The organism is Sphingopyxis indica (assembly GCF_032879645.1).
Lineage (GTDB): Bacteria > Pseudomonadota > Alphaproteobacteria > Sphingomonadales > Sphingomonadaceae > Sphingopyxis > Sphingopyxis indica.
Genome location: NZ_CP076394.1, coordinates 1,703,598 through 1,720,796, shown reverse-complemented (window position 1 = coordinate 1,720,796; position 17,199 = coordinate 1,703,598). Strand labels below are relative to the sequence as shown.

Here is a 17,199-nt window from a genome sequence, read left to right as displayed (position 1 = left end):
CATTCCCCCTTTGGATGATGGACGGACCCTAACCCTCTATCTTCGAGAAATCGGCGACGCTGTGCACCGCATCACGGAATCGCGCAAGCAGGCCGAGGCGAAAGGCGCGCACCGCCGGATCGGGATCATTGACCATCACGCCGTCGAAAAAGGCGTCTACAGCCGAGCGCAAGCTGGCGAGCGCAGCCATGGCGTCGGTGAAGCGCTCCTCGGCGACCGCCGCGGCGGCGGCCGGCTCGGCGGCGTCGAGCGCGGCGAGGAGAGTGGCTTCCGCGGGATCCAATTCTCCCCTCCCGCTTGCGGGAGGGGGCGGGGGAGAGCCTGTTTCATGGGAAGCGGCATTCGACATGCCCTCCCCTAGCCCCTCCCGCAAGCGGGAGGGGGACTCCTCACCCGCCTGCTTCAAGATATTCGCCGCACGCTTGTATCCCGCGAGCAAGTTGGCGCCGTCATCGCTCGCCATAAACGCCTGCAACGCCTTCACGCGGGCGAGGAGGCGGACGAGATCATCTTCGCCCCCGAGCGCGAACACCGCGTCGATCAGGTCGTGGCGGACGCCGGCTTCGCGCTGCTGGACCTTGAGACGGTCCAAAACAAAGTCTTTCAAATGCCCCAAGTAACTCCGCTTCAACGTGTCCGCGATGGTATCTCGCGGAGTTTCGCCAATGGGTGCGTCGGGGTATTCGTCTTCGATGCCCTGCGTAAGATAAAGCTCGCGAGCTTTCAGAAGCCACACCGTTAGATCGCCGCGCAGGCCATTTTCGAAAACCATGGCCAATTGCCCGAGTGTACTTCGACGAAGCGCAAACGGATCCTTCGAGCCGCTCGGACGAAGCGACTTCATAAAAAAGCCAGCGAGGCTATCCAACTTATCCGCCAACGCCACAGCCACCGTCACCGGCGCCGTCGGCACCTCATCGCCCTGCCCGACCGGCTTGTAATGATCGCGGATCGCGTCGGCGACGGCATCGGGCAACCCTTCGGCGCGGGCGTAATAGCCGCCCATCAGGCCCTGCAATTCGGGGAATTCGCCGACCATTTCGGTGACGAGATCGGCCTTGCACAGCCGTGCCGCGAGCTCGGCCTGGTCGGCGAGCGAAAGCCCCTCCCCTTCAGGGGAGGGGTTGGGGTGGGGCCTGTCGGCCTGCGCCGCGTCAGGACGAGAGGCCCCACCCCCGGCCCCTCCCCTGAAGGGGCGGGGTGAATCGGCGACGATCCCCTCTTCGACCAGCCAGCGCGCGAGCTTCGCAACGCGCTCGACCTTGTCGGCGACCGTGCCCAGCTTCTCGTGGAAGGTGATATTCTTCAGCTTCTCGGCGTGCTCCGCGAGCGTCTTTTTCTGGTCCTGCTCCCAGAAGAAGCGCGCATCGGACAGCCGCGCCGCCAGCACCTTGCGGTTGCCCGCGACAATCTCCGCCCCGCCGTCGCTCGCGGCGATGTTCGCGGTGCAGACGAAGCCGTTGGCGAGCTTGCCATCGGCGCCGGTGACGACGAAATATTTCTGGTTCACCCGCGCGGTGAGCTGGATTACCTCGGGCGGCACCTCCAGAAACGCCTTGTCGAAGCGGCCGAGCAGCGGCACCGGCCATTCGGTCAGGCCCGCATTCTCGATCACCAGCCCCTCGTCGGCGACGAGGCTCAACCCTGCATCGGCCGCGGCCTTCGCGGCGCCGTCACGGATGATCGCCGCGCGCTCTTCATGGTCGACGATGACGTGGCACGCGCGCAGCTTGTCGGCATAGTCGGCCGCCGATCCGATCGTGATCTCGCCCGGACAGTGAAAGCGATGGCCGCGCGTCGCGAAGCCCGCCGCAATCCCGCCGACCTCGCACGCGATCAGCTCCTCGCCGAACAGCGCGACAATGCCCGACAGCGGGCGCACCCAGCGCAGGCTTTCGCTGCTTTGGCTTTCGCGGCCCCAGCGCATCGACTTGGGCCAGGCAAAGCCGCGAACGATCGCGGGAATCGCCTCGGCGAGCACATCGGCGGTCGCGCGACCGGGTTTGTCGATCACCGCAAACCACACGCCGTCGCGGTCCTCAAGCTGGTCCTGCGTGAGCCCGGTCTTGCGCAGGAAACCTTCGAGCGCCTGCGGCGGCGCGCTGGTACGCGGGCCTTTCAGTTCCTCGCTGACCGCCGCGGTGGCGTCGGGCAGCCCTTTAGCGATCAACGCAAGGCGGCGCGGCGTCGACCAGATGGTGAGTTCGCCCACGTCGATGCCCGCCGCGCCCAGCTGCGCGCGGAACAGCTTTTCAAGCTCGGCACGCGCGCCGGCCTGCATCCGCGCGGGGATTTCTTCGCTGCGAAGTTCGAGCAGGAAGTCGGTCATCAGAGTTCCTCCCCGCTTGCGGGGAGGGGGACCGCGCCGAAGGCGTGGTGGAGGGGGTTCTCGGCCTTCGACCGCAGCAGCGCGACTACGCCATCCATATTTTCCAGTACATCCTTCGCTGCGAAGCGGACAATTTCAAATCCTTGCGCCGACAGGAACGCATCGCGCGCTGCGTCACGAACGGGATTCGCCCCGCGATTATGGGCCTCGCCATCGATTTCAACGATCAGCTTGGCGGCCATGCAGCAAAAGTCGGCAACATAGGGTCCAACGGGGTGCTGGCGGCGGAATTTCATGCCGAGTTTTTGCCCGCGAAGTTCTTGCCACAGCAACACCTCGGGGAGAGTCATTTCGCGGCGAAGCCTCCGCGCTGCATGGACCGGCGGGCGTCGCAGGCCTCGCGAGCCCCCTCCACCACGCTTCGCGTGGTCCCCCTCCCCGTTCCGGGGAGGATTTTGGACGGCCATCACAGCGTCCACCCCGGATAATTCGTGGCCCACCGCTCCGACTGGCTGTCGATCCACGCCTTGCAGCTGCCCTTCGCGAGATCGCGGACGCGCGCCATGTAATTGGCGCGTTCCTGCACGCTGATCACGCCGCGCGCTTGCAAGAGGTTGAAGAGGTGGCTCGCCTCGATCGCCTGGTCATAGGCGGCGAGCGGCACGCCCGCACCGATCGCGCGCTGGCACTCGGCCTCGGCCGCCTTGAAGCCCGCGAAGAGGCTGTCGGTATCTGCGACCTCGAAATTCCATTTCGAAAATTGCCGTTCGTTTTCAAGGAACACGTCGCCATAGCTCACACCCGGCACGTCGCCGACGGGGTCGGAGAAGCGCAGGTCATACACATTGTCGACGCCCTGAATATACATGGCAAGCCGTTCGAGCCCATAGGTCAGCTCGCCCGCGACGGGTTTGCAGTCGAAGCCGCCCATCTGCTGGAAATAGGTGAACTGGGTGACCTCCATCCCGTCGCACCAGACTTCCCATCCGAGGCCCCACGCACCGAGCGTCGGCGATTCCCAATCATCCTCGACGAAGCGGATGTCGTGGAGCAGCGGGTCGATACCGATCGCGGCGAGGCTGCCGAGATACTGGTCCTGCAGGTCGGCGGGCGACGGCTTCAATATCACCTGATATTGGTAATAATGCTGGAGCCGGTTCGGATTCTCGCCATAGCGGCCGTCTGTCGGGCGGCGGCTCGGCTGGACATAGGCGACGTTCCACGGCTCGGGGCCAAGGCTGCGCAAGGTCGTCGCAGGGTGAAAGGTGCCGGCCCCGACCCGCATGTCATAGGGCTGAAGGATCGCGCAGCCGCGCGCGCTCCAATAGGCGTGCAGCGTCAGGATCATGTCCTGAAAGCTCAGGGGTTTCTTTTCCGCCGCTTCGGCCACGCCTTTTCGCCCTCACTTCGCAGGTGCAACAAGTGCCGCCGCCTGTGGCGCAGCGGCGGCGCAGGGTCAAGGCTTGTGCGGCGCCGGGCAGGCCCGGAGCGCGCGATTGAAGGGCCGCGATGTAAGGTCTTGTTGACACAGTCAGCGAATCCTGACATTTAGTCAATAACAGCTGACATATCGTCAGGGTTGCATGACGGACCTATGCGTGAACAACAAGCTGAAAGTGCTGCGGGCGATGCATGGCTGGAGCCAGGCCGAGCTGGCCGACCGGCTCGACGTGTCGCGGCAGGCGGTCAACGCGATCGAGACGGGGAAATACGACCCGTCGCTGCCGCTCGCCTTCAGGCTCGCGCGGCTGTTCGACATGCCGATCGAGGAGATTTTCGACGATGGCTACAAGGGAAACGACGATGCCGGATGACGCGCGCGACCGCGGAATGGTTTCGATCATCGGCTGGGCGACCGCGATCGTCATCGCGACCGGGTTCATCATCGGCGCCTTCGCTGGCTATAGCGACGCCATCGCCATTCGGGGCGGCACGCCGCTGCCCGTGTGGCTGGGTCCGCTCGTCGCGCTGGCCTTTTGCGGGGCAGCCTTCACGCTCTATGCCCGCCACCACCGCGCCAACTGGCGGCAATGGTCGGCGCGCAAACGGCGCTATGGGCTGGCTATTGCCCTGCTCGCGCTGATCGGCGGCATCGTCGGCGCCTGGTTTTCGGTTCAATTGCCACACGATCAGGGGCCTTTCGAAGCGATGCGCGCGGACGCGTTCAGCCCCGCCTTCGCGATCGGCGCGTCGATCCTCTGGGTCGTCGGACTCGCGGCAGGCATGTTTTTCTATCACCGCGCGATCGACGACCATGAACAACGCGCATGGCTGTGGGCTGGGCTCGCGGGCTGGTACGCCTTCGTCTTTCCCGCGCCCGCCTGGTGGGCGCTCCACCGCGCGGGGATCGCTCCCGAACCCGATGTGATGCTGTTGTTCCTCGTCTCGCTCGTCGTGAACAGCCTCGTCTATCTCTGGCTCAAATTTCGTTGATCGCGCCGCGCTTCGCTCCCAATGATCGAACCAACCAAGGAAAGGCTCCCCGTGATGAAAAAGATCCTCCGCACCCTCGCCGCGACCTGTGCGGTCATTCCGCTCGCCCAATGCGCGCTGTTCCCAGGCGGCAATGCCGCGATGGCGGTCGAGCCGGCGCAGGAGGTCGCGGCTCCCGCAGTTGCGGAGGGCGTCGACGCCGATCCGGCGCTGTGGGTGGTGAAGGATGACGACACGACCATTTATCTGTTCGGCACCGTCCATGTCCTCAAACCCGGCCTCAGCTGGTTCGACGAGGCGGTGAAGGATGCGTTCGACAAGTCCGATGAGCTGATGCTCGAAATCGTCCTGCCCGAGGATCAGGCGGCGATGGCGCAGACGATGATCCCGCTGGCAATGGCGCAGGACGGCAAGACGCTGTCGTCGCGCCTCGCGCCCGACGACCGCGCCGCCTATCAGGCCGCGATGACCAAGGTCGGGGTTCCGCCGGCACAGTTCGACCAGTTCGAACCCTGGTTCGCGGCGGTGACGCTCTCGACGCTGCCGCTGATGAAGCTCGGCTTCGATCCCGAACAGGGCGCCGAGAAGCAGCTGACCGGACGCGCGAAGGCGGAAGGCAAGCCGATCGAGGGGCTCGAGACGATCGAGCAGCAGCTCGGCTTTTTCGACACGCTCCCCGAATTTTCGCAGGTCGCCTTCCTCAATGCGGTGGTCAAGGACATCGACAAGATCGGCCCGACGCTCGACACGCTGGTCGATCAGTGGAGCAAGGGCGATCCCGACGGCCTCGCGCAGACGATGAACGAGAATATGGAAGCGACCCCCGATCTGGCCAAAAGGCTGCTCTTCGACCGCAATGCCGCCTGGGCGGAGCAGCTGCAGGCGCGAATGGCCGAACCCGGCACGGTGTTCGTCGCGGTCGGCGCGGGACATCTGGCGGGCGAACATAGCGTTCAGGACTATCTGAAGGAACGCGGGCTCACCGTCACGCGGGTCGACTATTGATCGAAGCAAAGGTCCGAACCGGGCGCCGGGGTCGCCGCATCGCGGCGGCCCTTTCGGCGTGCCTGCTCGCCGCGTGCGGCAACCCGCAAGCAACGGTCGAGGCCCAGCCCGCGATGTGGCTCGCGGCGGACGACGACACGCAAATCTACATTCTGGGCACGATGCACGCGCTGCCCCCCGGCACCGACTGGGATCGCGGCAAGGTCGCCCGCGCGGTCGATCGGGCCGACGAACTGGTACTCGAACTCGCCCCCGACCAGCTGGCCGAAGCGGGCAAGGAATTTCAGCAGCTCGCCCCGCGTCAGGCGCCGCTCGCAATCGCCGAGCGCTTGCCGCCCGCCGCGCTTGCCGCCTATCGGGCGTTCGAGGCGGGCGGCGGCGCTTTCGACGCCGATGCGCTCGACGATTGGGCGGTGATGGTGCTGATGGGACAGCGCGCCGCAGAGCAAGCCGCGCTGTCGCCCGCCGCGGGCGTCGAAGCGGGACTGACCGCGCGCTTTCGGGCCGCGGGAAAACCGGTCGCCGGACTCGAAACCGCGCACAGCCAGCTCATGCTGTTCGAGACGCTCGATCCGGCGACGCAGCGCGCGCTGCTCACCCGCGCCGCCGAGGACGCGGGCAGCGCGGTCGCCGACATCCGCGCGCTGACCGGCGCCTGGCGGCGCGGCGACACCGCCACGCTCGAGGCGCTGATCAACGAGGATGTCGATGCGGTCCCCGCGGCGCGCAAGGCGGTCATTACCGACCGGAACCGGGCATGGAGCCATTGGATTTTGCGGCGCATGGCCTCCCCCGGCACCGTGCTGGTCGCGGTTGGCGCGGGCCATCTGGTCGGCAAGGACGGCGTTCCCGCGCTACTGGAATCCGAAGGGCTGACCGTGACGCGCGTTCAATAAACGCGGGAACCTGCGCCGCGCAATTCCCGCCACCCATTGACGCCCCCTCCCCTTCGGCGCAGCATCGCGCGATGACGCTGACGATCATCCCGAGCGGACAGGCGTGCGGCGCGCGTGTGACCGGGCTCGACCTCACGCGACCGCTCGCGCCCGAAACCGTTGCCGAACTGCGCGCCGCATGGCTCGATCACCATGTCCTCGCCTTCCCCGATCAAGCGATGAGCGACGACGATCTTGAGCGTTTTACGCGCTATTTCGGGGACTTCGGCGACGATCCTTTCATCGCGCCGATCCCCGGCCGCCGCCACGTCATCGCGGTCCGGCGCCGCGCCGACGAGATCGCGCCGCTCTTCGCCGAAAACTGGCACAGCGACTGGAGCTTTCAGGCGCGGCCGCCCGCGGGCACCTGCCTCTTCGGCATCACCATCCCGCCCGTCGGCGGCAACACCGAATTCGCGAACCAGCACGCCGCGCTCGACGCGATGCCGGATGCCCTGCGCGCGCGCATTGAAGGCAGGCAGGCGATCCACAGCGCACGCGGCGGCTATGCGCCCTCGGGCATGTACGGCGCCAAGGACAAGGGGCGCAGCATGGATATCCGCTCGGGCGACGAAGCGATGGCGACGCAGCGCCATCCGCTGATCCGCGCGCATCCCGAAACCGGCCGCGAAGGGCTGTTCGGCTGCGCGGGCTATATCATCGGTATCGAGGGAATGGACGACACCGAAGCGCTGCCCCTGCTCTACGAATTGCTGCAATGGCAGGGCCGCGCCGAATTCCGCTACAGCCATGCGTGGGAGCCGAACATGCTCGTGATGTGGGACAATCGCTCGGTGCTGCACCGCGCGACCGGCGGCTATGACGGCCACGACCGCCTGCTCCACCGCACGACGATCGCCGCGTGGGGGCAGGAAGCACCGGGCACGGCTTGATCTTTACCGGCGGCGCCTGCCGTCGGCGGAAACCGAAAAGACATCGACATCCCGGACTTCGCGACGAAAACCGGCATGGATGCGGTCGAGCTTGTCCTGCAGCTCGGCGCGGTGCGCTTCGGTAAGCATGCCGCCGTCGCGGGCCTGCGTTTCGATCACCTCGCCGCGCAGCGCTTGCAGCTTGTTCCGGTAGGTCTGGTTGATCTGCTCGGCGTTGGCCTTCTTGGGCGCCATATAGGGCGGCGGCACCGGCAAGGCGGTAGCCGTCGTGCCGGTCGTCATCATGGCACCCAGCAGGATCAAGGCTCTGGCTTTCATGGACTTCTCCTCGGTTCGGTCCCGGTTTTTCCAACTTATCACGACAGCCGCCGAATCGGAAATTGCGACCGGTAACGCGAGTTCCCGCGGCCCATGACGTGCGAAACTTCGCGCGGCACCCGTGCGTTCTCTTCCCCAGGAAGGAGTTCTACCATGTCCCTCAAACACGACGCGCTCGTTGTCGTCGCCGACGGCCGCAAGGCGCTGTTCCTGCGCAACCACGGCGATACTGGCCAGATCGACTTGCGCACCGCGAGTCACCGCGAGCGCGAGGACCGCATGGATCGCGAGATCAAGACCGGACCCGCGGGCCGTTCGGGGCGCCCCAGCGGAACGGGCAGCTTTCAGGATACGATGGAGGAACCCGACTTCCACCAGCAGGAGGAAGACCGCTTCGCCCGCGACCTCGCCGAAAAGGTCAACGCAATGGCGCTGCGCGGAGATTTCGAGCAGCTCGTCATTGTCGCGCCCGCGCGCACGATGGGCGAATTGCGCCCGCTGTGGCACAAGGAAGCCTCCAGCCGTATCGCCGGCGAGCATGTCAAGGAGATGACCGACCGCCCGGTTGCCGATATCGAGGCGCTGCTGGCGGGCGACGCCGCGCCGCCCTCGGGCGGCGGCTAGCTGACCGGCGCAACAGCTTCGCGGCTCAACGTCGCGACGACGCCCCATGCGATCAGCGCCTGTCCGGTGAAGTAGAGCGGCCAGACGAGCCAGCGCGTGATGTCGTGCGACAGCGCGCCGCCTTCGCCGGCAAAGATGAACAGGTCGCTCGCAAGGAACAGCATCGCGCCGATGCCGGTGCGATAGCGCGGAAAGCGGCTGACCCACGCACTCGCCGCCATCGCCGCGACCACTGCGGTATAGCCGATCGCCGCGCCGCTGCCCTCGACCCCGCGCGTCAGCCCCCAAGCGATCAGCAGCGCGAGCGGCACGGTGACGAGGGCGAGCAACATCTGCGACCCACCGAGCCGCGGCCGCCGGTTGCCGAGGTAGAGCGCGATCGCGACCAGATGCCCCGCGGCAAAGGCCGTCGCCCCCGCCATCATCCCGGCTGCGTCGAGCAGCCAGTCGCCGAGCGCGCCGAGCGCCATCACCACGGCGATCATCCAGCCGAAGCGCCCCCGTGCATTGGCCGCCGCCCACAGCGCGAGCAGGCCGACGCCGCTCGCCTTCCACGCCCAGATCGCCGGGCCGTCCCATCGCCCCAGCACCGCCGCGAAAAAACTGATCCCGCCGACCAGCGCGAGCGGCCACAACCAGCGCGCCCTATCCCAATTGCGATCCCCGCTCATCCACCGCCCCTTTGCATCTTGCCTGCAACCGGCCTAGTGCGCGGCGGATCAAGCGCAAGTCAACGGTTAGGGTAAATGACGCACGACATCCATATCATCGGCGGCGGGCTCGCGGGGTCCGAGGCCGCGTGGCAGCTTGCCGAAGCGGGCTTTCGCGTGCGCCTGTCCGAAATGCGCGGCGGCGGCGACAGCACCCCGGCGCATCAGGGCGACACGCTCGCCGAGATGGTCTGCTCGAACAGCTTTCGCAGCGACGACGGCGACAGCAATGCCGTCGGCCTTCTCCACCGCGAGATGCGGACGCTCGGCTCGCTGATCATGCGCGAGGCCGACGCGACCAAGGTGCCCGCGGGCTCGGCGCTCGCGGTCGACCGCGACCTCTTCTCGGGCGGCGTCACCCGCGCGCTCGCCGAGCACCCCAACGTCACCATCGTGCGCGAACGCATCGACACGCTGCCCGCCGAGGGCCTGACGATCGTCGCCACCGGCCCCCTCACCGCCGCAAGCCTTGCAGAGAGCATCGGCGCCGCGACGGGCAAGGATTCGCTCGCCTTTTTCGACGCCATCGCGCCGATCGTCTATCGCGACAGCATCGACATGGACGTCGCGTGGATGGCGAGCCGCTGGGACAAGGTCGGGCCGATCGGCGACGGCAAGGATTATATCAACTGCCCGATGGACAAGGACCAATATCACGCTTTTGTCCAAGGCCTGATCGACGGCGAAAAGACCGACTTCAAGGACTGGGAAAAGGACACCCCCTATTTCGAGGGCTGCATGCCGATCGAGGTGATGGCCGAGCGCGGGGTCGAAACGCTGCGCTTCGGGCCGATGAAGGGCGTCGGCCTCGACAATCCGCGCACCGGGCGCTGGCCCTATGCGGTCGTCCAGCTGCGGCAGGATAATGCGCTCGGGACATTGTGGAACATGGTCGGTTTCCAGACCAAGCTGAAGCACGGCGCGCAGGTCGAGCTGTTCCGCACCATCCCCGGCCTCGAAAAGGCCGAGTTCGCGCGGCTCGGCGGGCTCCACCGCAACAGCTTCATCCGCTCGCCCGAATTGCTCGACGAGCAGCTCCGCCTCAAATCGGCGCCGCATATCCGCTTTGCGGGTCAGATCACCGGCTGCGAAGGCTATGTCGAAAGCGCCGCGATCGGCCTCGTCGCCGCGCGCTTCGCCGCCGCCGAACTCGCGGGCCGCCCCCTGCCCCCGCCGCCGCCCGAAACCGCCCTCGGCGCGCTGCTCGGCCACATCACCGGCGGCGCCGACGCCGCGAGCTATCAGCCGATGAACGTCAATTTCGGCCTCTTTCCCCCGCTCGCCGACGATGTCCGCAAAAAGGATCGCAAGCTGGGCTACACGCAGCGCGCGGGTCGGGCGCTCGCGGAATGGGCGAGGGTCGCGGACGGGGTGGCGGCCTAGGGGTGGGCTGCCGGGGCCGGCACGCCTCGGACGGCCGTTTTGGGGCGGAGAGCGGCCCTCCCTCTCTCTTTGTCATTCCCGCGAAAGCGAGAATCCAGTGTGGAGCCAGCCGACGCACGCTCTGGATTCCCGCTTTCGCGGGAATGACAAGGTTATGAAATGCCGATCGTCGCTATCGGTCGTTTCCAGCCACTCCGCCCGAGCCCCACTTCCTCAACAGCTACACTTCGGCTTAACCGTCCGCTTCGGCGCAGTCGTTGCAAACTCGGCGCGGGTCAGGTCGCCCGACTTGTCGGTGTCGGCGCCCGCAAAGCGGTCGCTCGTCGTCACCGCCCATTCCTCGAAGCTCAGCAGATTGTCGCCATTCTTGTCGAGCTTGCGAAAGGCCGCGGTGCGCGTCGACAGCATCTCGACGCGGCTGATCCGCTCGTTGCGGTCGCGGTCATAGCGGTTGAAGCGCCGCTCCTCGCGCGTCTCGGCCCTGGCCTCGGGAAGCTCGGGCGGCGGCGCCCCGCGCTTCGGCGCATTCGCCCCCGCGACCGGGATTTCGGGCAAGGCGGGCGGCGGTTCGGGCATCGCGCGCACCTCGGCATCGCGGCTCAGACCCTGCCACAGGAACACGCCGCCGGTCAGCAGCAGCGCGCTTGCCACGCCGCCGATCAGAAATCGCGAAACCGCCATATCGCCCCCCTTCGTGTGACGTTACATGCGTGGTGGGCTTCCGCCAAGATTCTTATCGACGGGGTTATTCAAATACACCCGTATGATTGCTATATCCGATCAATGCACAACTACCTCCCGTCCCTGAAGCAGATGCAATATCTCGTCGCGCTGCACGAACATGGTCATTTCGGCCGCGCCGCCGATGCGTGCAACGTCACCCAGTCGACCTTGTCGGCGGGCATCCGCGAGCTTGAGACATTACTCGGCCAGACGCTCGTCGAGCGCACGCGGCGGGTCGTGCGCTTCACGACGCTCGGCAATGCGATCGTCGAAAAGGCGCATCGCGTGCTGCGCGAGGCCGAGGAGCTTGCCGACATGGCGGCGGCCGCCGCCGCGCCGCTCGTCGGCGAACTGCGTATGAGCGTGATCCCGACGATCGCCCCCTTCCTCCTCCCCGACCTCTTGCCGCGGCTGCGCAAGGAGCGCCCGTCGCTCAAGCTCTTCCTGCGCGAAGAGCCGAGTGCGCAGGCGTGCGAATCGCTCCACCACGGCCAGGTCGACTGCGTGCTCCTCGCGCTTCCCTATGCGTGCGGCGACGTCGAGGCCGAAAATCTGTTCGACGACGCGCTCTTTGTCGCCTTTCCCGGCGAGCAATCCGAAGACCTGCCCGCGATGGTCAGCGCCGACCAGCTCGATCCCGCGCAGATGCTGATGCTCGAGGATGGGCATTGCCTGAAGGATCATGCGCTCGCGGCGTGCAACCGTCCCGAGCTGCGCGCCGGGGCGCGGATGATGGGCACCTCGCTCCACACGCTCGTCCAGATGGTCGACAACGGCCTCGGCATCACCATGCTGCCGCAAATGGCGATCGAGGCGGGCATCCTCGATCATACCGACATCGACACGCGCCCGCTCGATTCGGACCATGACTGGCGCACGATCGCGCTCGTCTGGCGCAAGGGCAGCCCGCGCGCCGACGAATTCAAAATGCTCGCCGATATTTTCAGGAAGCATCGGGCGAATTAGCAAAGCTCGTCATTGCGAGCGAAGCGAAGCAATCCAGCGTAGCGCAAACCACTCTGGATTGCTTCGCTTCGCTCGCAATGACGGGAGGTTCAGTCCCACCGCTCGGCCCGCGCGCGGTCGCTGCCGCGTTCCTCGACCCAGACCACGCGCCCGTCCGCGAAGGTCTCGCGCTTCCACAGCATCACGTCGGTCTTCAGCCGGTCGATCAGAAATTCGCACGCCGCCAGCGCCTCGGCGCGGTGGCGGCTGCTCGCGAGGACAAGAACGATCGTGTCGCCCGGCACCATCGCACCGACGCGGTGGATCAGCGTCAGCGCGGCAAGGTTCCAGCGCGCCGCCGCCTCGCCGGCGAGCGCGACCAGCCCGCGCTCGGTGAGCCGCGGATGATGTTCGAGGAACAGTTCGACCAGCCCGCCGTCGCCGCGCACGCGCCCGACGAAGCTCGCGCTCGCACCATGCCCGCCGGAGTCGTGCGCGGCATATTCGGCCGCGACGTCGATCGCCGCCGCCCCGACCGAAACGCGGATCATCCGCCCGTCACCGGCGGGAACAGCGCGACCTCGCCGGCATCGCCGATCGCCGCATCGGGCCCGACCATCGCGCCGCCCATCGCCGCGCGTATCCGCTGCGGCTCGGCAAAGGCGCGCGCGCCGCGTTCGTCGCGCGCCGCGAGCCAGCGCACCAGATCGCCGACCGTCGCGACCCCCGCCGGCAGCTCGACCGTTTCCGCCGCCATCCCCATGCGCTCGCGGACCCAGGCGAAATAGACGATTTCGAGCGCCATCGGATCAATCCATATGTTTCAGGCCGACGCGCAGATAGTCCCAGCCGGTGACCAGCGTCAGCACCGCCGCGCCCCACAGCGAGGCGAGGCCGACGGTCTTGATCCACGCCATCGCGGGCAGCGCGCCTGCGAGGATCAGCGCACCGAACGCGACGAGCTGAAAGGTCGTCTTCCATTTGGCAAGCTGCGTCACCGGCATCGAGACCTGCAAGGTCGCGAGGAATTCGCGCAGGCCCGACACGATGATCTCGCGCAGCAGAATGACCAGTGCGGCAATCACATGCCAGCCGTCAATGTCGCGCGTGAAGACGAGCAGCAGGATCACCGCCGCGATCATGATCTTGTCGGCGATCGGGTCGAGAAAGATGCCGAGCCGCGACACGGTGCCGCGCGCGCGCGCGACATAGCCGTCGAAATAATCGGTAATCCCCATCAGGCAGTAAAGCGCAAAGGCGACGGCATAGTCGATCGGCAGCGGCTGGTGCCCCGGGCTCTCCACCGCGCCGGGCCAAAGGAGGAAGAGCAGGATCGGCACCGCCAGGATTCGCGACAGCGTCAAAATATTCGGAAGGCTCAGCATGACCCCTGATTCCCGCGATGCGGCATTTTTGGCCCCAAATGGGCTTTGACCCCATCTGCCCTAGCCGATAAGCCCCCCGGGCGACAACCGAATTGCCTTAGGGTCCATGGACCTTCAGCCTAGCATGGTGACCGAATGTATCTGAACCGAGTGGACCGCGGATGACCGGCTCCTTTTCGCTGCTGGGCCGCCGCCGCTTCCTGCCGCTGTTCGTCACCCAGCTTCTCGGCGCGTTCAACGACAATCTGTTCAAGAATGCGATGGTGCTGTTCGTGGTCTATGGCGTCTTCAACGACGAGGCTTCGGAAACGCTGTTCAGCGCCGTCGCGACCGCGCTCTTCATCCTGCCCTTCTTCCTGCTGTCGGCGCTTTCGGGACAGCTCGCCGACACGCGCGACAAGGCGCGGATCATCCGCATCATCAAATTCTGCGAGATATTGATCATGCTCGTCGGCGGCGGGGGACTGATTCTCGCGTGGATGGGCTGGGCGGTGCATCTGGCCGCGATCCCGCTGATGATGCTCGCGCTGTTCGCGATGGGCGTCCATTCGACCTTCTTCGGCCCGATCAAATATGCGATTCTGCCGCAGCATCTGCACAAGGATGAGGTGCTCGCGGGCACCGGGCTGGTCGAGGCGGGAACCTATATCGCCATCCTCGCCGGGACCATTCTCGCGGGCGTGATCGACGTCGAATGGGCGGCGCTCGGCGTCGTCCTCGTCGCCGCTGCGGGCTATTGGACCGGCCGGCAGGTTCCCCCCGCGCCGCCCGAGCATGAAGAAACGGGAATCGACTGGCACATCATCCGTTCGTCGATCACGCTCGTCCGCGCGACGATGCACATTCCGCGCCTCTATCTCGCAATCCTGTCGATCAGCTTCTTCTGGACGATCGGCGCGGTGCTGTTCATCCAGTTCCCCCCGCTCGTCAAGAATATCCTCCACGCCGACAAGAGCGTCGCGAGCCTGTTCCTCGCGGTCTTTTCGATCGGGATCGCGATCGGCTCGGTCGCGGTCAACCGGCTGCTCAAGGGCGAAGTGTCGGCGCGCTACAGCCCCGCGAGCGTGATCGTGATGGGGCTGTTCGTGCTTGCCTTCTATTGGGTATGCCGCGGCTGGGAGCATGACCCGACGGGCGCGATGTACGGCATCGGCGGCTTTCTGGGCCACGCCGACGTCGTCCCGTTGCTCGCGGCGCTGCTCGGCATCGCGGTCAGCGGCGGCATGTTCGTGGTGCCGCTCTATGCCTTCCTCACCACGACGGTGCCGAAGGACCAGACCGCGCGCACGGTCGCGGCGAACAATATCGTCAATTCGGGCGCGATGGTCGCGGGCTCGCTGCTCGCGCTCGGGCTCAGCATCGCCGGCATCGGCGTCGTCGACCAGCTGTTGATGAGCGCCGTGATGTGCGTGATCTCGGCCTGGCTCGCGGTCCAGCTCCACCGCGCCTGCGATTGACGCCCGCGGTCAGAGCAAAAACATCATCGTCGCGGTAAAGAAGATCGCGAAACTCTCGGCGAACAGGCGGATGTCGCTGCTACTCGCGAACATCGGCTGCGGCTTTCGCTCTTCGGCGAGTTTGCGGCGGAGTTCGCCGGCCCAGTCGGCGGGGGCGCTCAGCCGGGCGATCGCGAGCTGGCGGGCGCCGTGCGCGCGTATCAGTCCACGAATGTCGACGCGGTCTTCGGGGTCGAGTCCATCCATGCCCCAAAGCTAGGCGCGTCTTTACGAAGTGGTAAGGTTAGAAAATCGTTAATGCGGCGGCTGTCCCGGTGCGGGACGCCTGGCGCGGGGCGGCTTAGAGCAGTTTTCGACCAATCTGGGTCACCGTGATTGGTCGAAAACTGCTCTAACGCGGCATCGGGCGCACCCGGACGGGGCGGCGATCGCCGGCGCCGGCCTGAAAGGGCTTGCAGCGCTGCGGCCGCATCCGCGCGCCGAGACACAGGCGCACTTCGTCGAGCCAGCCCTTGCGGTCGACCGCGACCGCGATCATCGGCGCCGCGACGCCCGGATTGACCTCGGCAAAGGCGCGGCGGATCGACCCGGCGGTCTGCGGCGACGCCGCGAGCGCCTTCATGTCGGGAAAGCGCACCGCGCCGAACAATATTTCGGCGGCGCGGAAATAAGCGGCGGGATGCGGACTCATGCAGGTGCCGTGCTTCGCCCATTCGTGCTGCAACAGCTGCGCCGACGGCGTCATGCACATATGCTGCCGCAGCACCGGCGCGGGAACGATCTTCGCCGGACGGCACCACTGCGGATAGGCGGGGCCGTCGGCCTCGGGCCATAGCCCGTGCAGCACCCAGCCGAAGCGACCATCCTCGCCCGAACATTGGAAGCGATCGCGCGCACCCTTCGGATCGCGCACGCTCGCGCAATGCTGCGGCGACCAGCTCATGGCGAGCAGATAGCCGCCGATCTTCGTCTTGCGCGCCGATTCGCCGCGCGGCGGCTTTTCGGTGCGCGGCACCGGCATCCGCTCGGGCGCCTTGCACGCCAGCGCCTGCGCGTGGGCGGCGGTGGGCGCAAGCAGCAGCGCCAATGCGGCGAGGCTAGGCCAGCGCAAAATCGAGCCCGATGTCGGCGGCCGGCGCCGATTGCGTCAATCGTCCGACCGAAACATAGGTCACGCCCGTAGCCCCGATCGCGCCGATCGTCTCGAGCGTCACGCCGCCCGACGCTTCGACCGGCACGCGGCCCGCGACGATGGCGACCGAGGCGCGCAGATCGTCGAGCCCCATATTGTCGAGCAGCAGATGCGTCGCCCCGGCACCGAGCGCGGGTTCGACCTGATCGACGCGGTCGACCTCTACGATGATAGTCTCGATCCCCGCCGCGACCGCGCGCCGCGCGGCTTCCTCGACCGATCCTGCGACCGCGACATGATTGTCCTTGATCATCGCCGCGTCCCAAAGCCCCATGCGGTGATTGGTCGCGCCGCCCATCCGCGTCGCATATTTTTCCAGAACGCGCAGACCCGGAATCGTCTTGCGCGTGTCGAGCAGGGTCGCCGCGCCGCCCAGCGCGTCGACATAGCGGCGCGTCAGCGTCGCGATTCCCGACAGATGCTGCACCGTGTTGAGCGCCGAGCGTTCGGCGGTCAGCATCGCGCGCGCATTGCCCGACAGGCGCATCAGGTCGGTGCCTGCGGCCACCCCCTCGCCTTCCTCGACCAAAATCTCGATCGCCATCGCCGGGTCGAGCGCGCGAAAGAAACGCTCGGCGATCGGCAGCCCCGCGACGGTGATCGCGTCGCGGCTGTCCATCACCCCCTCGAACCGCGCATCGGCGGGGATCACCGCCAGCGACGTGATATCGCCGCCGCTGCCGAGATCCTCGGCAAGCGTGGCGCGGACGAAGGCGTCGAGATCGAAGCCCGGAAGCGTGAAGTCGGTCATGGCCCCCGCGATAAAGGCTGGCCGGCGCAAATCAACTTGACGTTTACGTCAACTGTCGCTGACATGGCTGCCGAAACAAGCCCAGCCTTCGTCGTTGCGAGGAGCCGAAGACGACG

Annotated in this window: 21 protein-coding genes; 9 read left to right on the top strand and 12 right to left on the bottom strand. The window is 66.6% G+C overall.

The features are described from left to right. Window positions 1-28: 28 nt before the first annotated feature. From glyS to KNJ79_RS08110, 3 genes are all read right to left on the bottom strand, one after another. Window positions 29-2,329, bottom strand: coding sequence for a glycine--tRNA ligase subunit beta (glyS, locus tag KNJ79_RS08120; protein WP_317153520.1), 2,301 nt, complete (start codon window positions 2,327-2,329; stop codon window positions 29-31). After that, a complete protein-coding gene (locus KNJ79_RS08115) occupies window positions 2,329-2,679 on the bottom strand; it encodes an endonuclease domain-containing protein (RefSeq protein ID WP_317153519.1) in 351 nt (116 codons plus the stop codon). Before KNJ79_RS08115 ends, glyS begins: the two co-directional genes overlap by 1 nt. A gap of 116 nt (window positions 2,680-2,795) precedes the next feature. Next, a complete protein-coding gene (locus KNJ79_RS08110; protein ID WP_317153882.1) occupies window positions 2,796-3,677 on the bottom strand; it encodes a glycine--tRNA ligase subunit alpha in 882 nt (293 codons plus the stop codon). A gap of 250 nt (window positions 3,678-3,927) precedes the next feature. On the opposite strand from KNJ79_RS08110, the gene KNJ79_RS08105 reads away from it, so the two are divergent. The 5 genes from KNJ79_RS08105 (at window position 3,928) to KNJ79_RS08085 (ending at window position 7,595) form a co-directional block, all read left to right on the top strand. After that, entirely contained in the window at window positions 3,928-4,143 is a 216-nt protein-coding gene (locus KNJ79_RS08105) for a helix-turn-helix transcriptional regulator (RefSeq protein ID WP_089214746.1), read from the top strand. Next, the gene (locus KNJ79_RS08100; RefSeq protein WP_317153518.1) at window positions 4,133-4,762 is read left to right on the top strand and encodes a hypothetical protein; all 630 of its coding nucleotides are present in this window, start codon (window positions 4,133-4,135) and stop codon (window positions 4,760-4,762) included. Before KNJ79_RS08105 ends, KNJ79_RS08100 begins: the two co-directional genes overlap by 11 nt. A gap of 54 nt (window positions 4,763-4,816) precedes the next feature. Next, window positions 4,817-5,767 carry a TraB/GumN family protein gene (locus KNJ79_RS08095; protein WP_317153517.1) on the top strand — a complete coding sequence of 317 codons (951 nt, stop codon included), beginning with the start codon at window positions 4,817-4,819 and terminating at the stop codon, window positions 5,765-5,767. Then, window positions 5,764-6,663, top strand: a complete 900-nt coding sequence (locus KNJ79_RS08090) for a TraB/GumN family protein (protein ID WP_317153516.1) — start codon at window positions 5,764-5,766, stop codon at window positions 6,661-6,663. Before KNJ79_RS08095 ends, KNJ79_RS08090 begins: the two co-directional genes overlap by 4 nt. A 71-nt stretch (window positions 6,664-6,734) precedes the next feature. Continuing rightward, window positions 6,735-7,595 carry a TauD/TfdA dioxygenase family protein gene (locus tag KNJ79_RS08085; protein ID WP_317153515.1) on the top strand — a complete coding sequence of 287 codons (861 nt, stop codon included), beginning with the start codon at window positions 6,735-6,737 and terminating at the stop codon, window positions 7,593-7,595. Window positions 7,596-7,598: 3 nt separating this feature from the next. Here KNJ79_RS08085 and KNJ79_RS08080 read toward each other — a convergent pair whose 3' ends face one another. Next, complete coding sequence (locus KNJ79_RS08080; protein WP_317153514.1) at window positions 7,599-7,913, bottom strand: hypothetical protein; 315 nt, start codon at window positions 7,911-7,913, stop codon at window positions 7,599-7,601. 153 nt (window positions 7,914-8,066) lie between these two features. Between KNJ79_RS08080 and KNJ79_RS08075 the strand changes: the two genes are divergently transcribed. Beyond that, window positions 8,067-8,537 carry a host attachment family protein gene (locus tag KNJ79_RS08075; RefSeq protein WP_317153513.1) on the top strand — a complete coding sequence of 157 codons (471 nt, stop codon included), beginning with the start codon at window positions 8,067-8,069 and terminating at the stop codon, window positions 8,535-8,537. Here KNJ79_RS08075 and KNJ79_RS08070 read toward each other — a convergent pair. Further along, window positions 8,534-9,208 (bottom strand): lysoplasmalogenase family protein, encoded by a 675-nt coding sequence (locus tag KNJ79_RS08070; RefSeq protein WP_317153512.1) that lies wholly within the window; start codon window positions 9,206-9,208, stop codon window positions 8,534-8,536. The two genes, KNJ79_RS08075 and KNJ79_RS08070, sit on opposite strands and share 4 nt — an antisense overlap. Before the next feature lie 75 nt (window positions 9,209-9,283). On the opposite strand from KNJ79_RS08070, the gene trmFO reads away from it, so the two are divergent. Continuing rightward, the gene (trmFO, locus tag KNJ79_RS08065) at window positions 9,284-10,630 is read left to right on the top strand and encodes a methylenetetrahydrofolate--tRNA-(uracil(54)-C(5))-methyltransferase (FADH(2)-oxidizing) TrmFO (RefSeq protein ID WP_317153511.1); all 1,347 of its coding nucleotides are present in this window, start codon (window positions 9,284-9,286) and stop codon (window positions 10,628-10,630) included. Window positions 10,631-10,843: 213 nt separating this feature from the next. Here trmFO and KNJ79_RS08060 read toward each other — a convergent pair whose 3' ends face one another. Beyond that, window positions 10,844-11,311, bottom strand: coding sequence for an EF-hand domain-containing protein (locus KNJ79_RS08060; protein WP_317153510.1), 468 nt, complete (start codon window positions 11,309-11,311; stop codon window positions 10,844-10,846). Between the two features lie 102 nt (window positions 11,312-11,413). Here KNJ79_RS08060 and KNJ79_RS08055 point away from each other — a divergent pair, with 102 nt between their 5' ends. Beyond that, a complete protein-coding gene (locus tag KNJ79_RS08055; protein WP_317153509.1) occupies window positions 11,414-12,319 on the top strand; it encodes a hydrogen peroxide-inducible genes activator in 906 nt (301 codons plus the stop codon). Between the two features lie 89 nt (window positions 12,320-12,408). On the opposite strand, the gene KNJ79_RS08050 is transcribed toward KNJ79_RS08055, so the two are convergent. The 3 genes from KNJ79_RS08050 to pgsA are packed head-to-tail and all read right to left on the bottom strand — an operon-like array spanning window position 12,409 to window position 13,683. Continuing rightward, window positions 12,409-12,849, bottom strand: a complete 441-nt coding sequence (locus KNJ79_RS08050) for a molybdenum cofactor biosynthesis protein MoaE (protein WP_317153508.1) — start codon at window positions 12,847-12,849, stop codon at window positions 12,409-12,411. Further along, window positions 12,846-13,103: a molybdopterin converting factor subunit 1 gene (gene moaD, locus KNJ79_RS08045; RefSeq protein WP_089214270.1), complete on the bottom strand. Its 258-nt coding sequence runs from the start codon at window positions 13,101-13,103 to the stop codon at window positions 12,846-12,848. Before moaD ends, KNJ79_RS08050 begins: the two co-directional genes overlap by 4 nt. A 4-nt stretch (window positions 13,104-13,107) precedes the next feature. Then, complete coding sequence (pgsA, locus tag KNJ79_RS08040; RefSeq protein ID WP_089214269.1) at window positions 13,108-13,683, bottom strand: CDP-diacylglycerol--glycerol-3-phosphate 3-phosphatidyltransferase; 576 nt, start codon at window positions 13,681-13,683, stop codon at window positions 13,108-13,110. 161 nt (window positions 13,684-13,844) lie between these two features. Between pgsA and KNJ79_RS08035 the strand changes: the two genes are divergently transcribed. Continuing rightward, the gene (locus KNJ79_RS08035) at window positions 13,845-15,140 is read left to right on the top strand and encodes an MFS transporter (protein ID WP_317153507.1); all 1,296 of its coding nucleotides are present in this window, start codon (window positions 13,845-13,847) and stop codon (window positions 15,138-15,140) included. 9 nt (window positions 15,141-15,149) lie between these two features. On the opposite strand, the gene KNJ79_RS08030 is transcribed toward KNJ79_RS08035, so the two are convergent. From KNJ79_RS08030 to nadC, 3 genes are all read right to left on the bottom strand, one after another. After that, window positions 15,150-15,386 (bottom strand): hypothetical protein, encoded by a 237-nt coding sequence (locus KNJ79_RS08030; protein ID WP_089214267.1) that lies wholly within the window; start codon window positions 15,384-15,386, stop codon window positions 15,150-15,152. A gap of 145 nt (window positions 15,387-15,531) precedes the next feature. Next, window positions 15,532-16,227, bottom strand: a complete 696-nt coding sequence (locus tag KNJ79_RS08025) for a ribonuclease T2 family protein (RefSeq protein ID WP_317153506.1) — start codon at window positions 16,225-16,227, stop codon at window positions 15,532-15,534. Between the two features lie 10 nt (window positions 16,228-16,237). Further along, window positions 16,238-17,083, bottom strand: a complete 846-nt coding sequence (nadC, locus tag KNJ79_RS08020) for a carboxylating nicotinate-nucleotide diphosphorylase (protein ID WP_317153505.1) — start codon at window positions 17,081-17,083, stop codon at window positions 16,238-16,240. Window positions 17,084-17,199 lie beyond the last annotated feature (116 nt).

Bases quoted from the DNA above. Each gene is read 5' to 3' on its own strand.
- trmFO (WP_317153511.1), top strand. From the start codon at position 9,284: ATGACGCACGACATCCATATCATCGGCGGCGGGCTCGCGGGGTCCGAG.
- KNJ79_RS08110 (WP_317153882.1), bottom strand. From the start codon at position 3,677: ATGATCCTGACGCTGCACGCCTATTGGAGCGCGCGCGGCTGCGCGATC.
- KNJ79_RS08095 (WP_317153517.1), top strand. From the start codon at position 4,817: ATGAAAAAGATCCTCCGCACCCTCGCCGCGACCTGTGCGGTCATTCCG.
- KNJ79_RS08115 (WP_317153519.1), bottom strand. From the start codon at position 2,679: ATGACTCTCCCCGAGGTGTTGCTGTGGCAAGAACTTCGCGGGCAAAAA.
- nadC (WP_317153505.1), bottom strand. From the start codon at position 17,083: ATGACCGACTTCACGCTTCCGGGCTTCGATCTCGACGCCTTCGTCCGC.
- KNJ79_RS08075 (WP_317153513.1), top strand. From the start codon at position 8,067: ATGTCCCTCAAACACGACGCGCTCGTTGTCGTCGCCGACGGCCGCAAG.
- KNJ79_RS08030 (WP_089214267.1), bottom strand. From the start codon at position 15,386: ATGGATGGACTCGACCCCGAAGACCGCGTCGACATTCGTGGACTGATA.
- KNJ79_RS08060 (WP_317153510.1), bottom strand. From the start codon at position 11,311: ATGGCGGTTTCGCGATTTCTGATCGGCGGCGTGGCAAGCGCGCTGCTG.
- glyS (WP_317153520.1), bottom strand. From the start codon at position 2,329: ATGACCGACTTCCTGCTCGAACTTCGCAGCGAAGAAATCCCCGCGCGG.
- KNJ79_RS08055 (WP_317153509.1), top strand. From the start codon at position 11,414: ATGCACAACTACCTCCCGTCCCTGAAGCAGATGCAATATCTCGTCGCG.
- KNJ79_RS08080 (WP_317153514.1), bottom strand. From the start codon at position 7,913: ATGAAAGCCAGAGCCTTGATCCTGCTGGGTGCCATGATGACGACCGGC.
- KNJ79_RS08100 (WP_317153518.1), top strand. From the start codon at position 4,133: ATGCCGGATGACGCGCGCGACCGCGGAATGGTTTCGATCATCGGCTGG.
- moaD (WP_089214270.1), bottom strand. From the start codon at position 13,103: ATGGCGCTCGAAATCGTCTATTTCGCCTGGGTCCGCGAGCGCATGGGG.
- KNJ79_RS08035 (WP_317153507.1), top strand. From the start codon at position 13,845: ATGACCGGCTCCTTTTCGCTGCTGGGCCGCCGCCGCTTCCTGCCGCTG.
- KNJ79_RS08085 (WP_317153515.1), top strand. From the start codon at position 6,735: ATGACGCTGACGATCATCCCGAGCGGACAGGCGTGCGGCGCGCGTGTG.
- KNJ79_RS08070 (WP_317153512.1), bottom strand. From the start codon at position 9,208: ATGAGCGGGGATCGCAATTGGGATAGGGCGCGCTGGTTGTGGCCGCTC.
- pgsA (WP_089214269.1), bottom strand. From the start codon at position 13,683: ATGCTGAGCCTTCCGAATATTTTGACGCTGTCGCGAATCCTGGCGGTG.
- KNJ79_RS08050 (WP_317153508.1), bottom strand. From the start codon at position 12,849: ATGATCCGCGTTTCGGTCGGGGCGGCGGCGATCGACGTCGCGGCCGAA.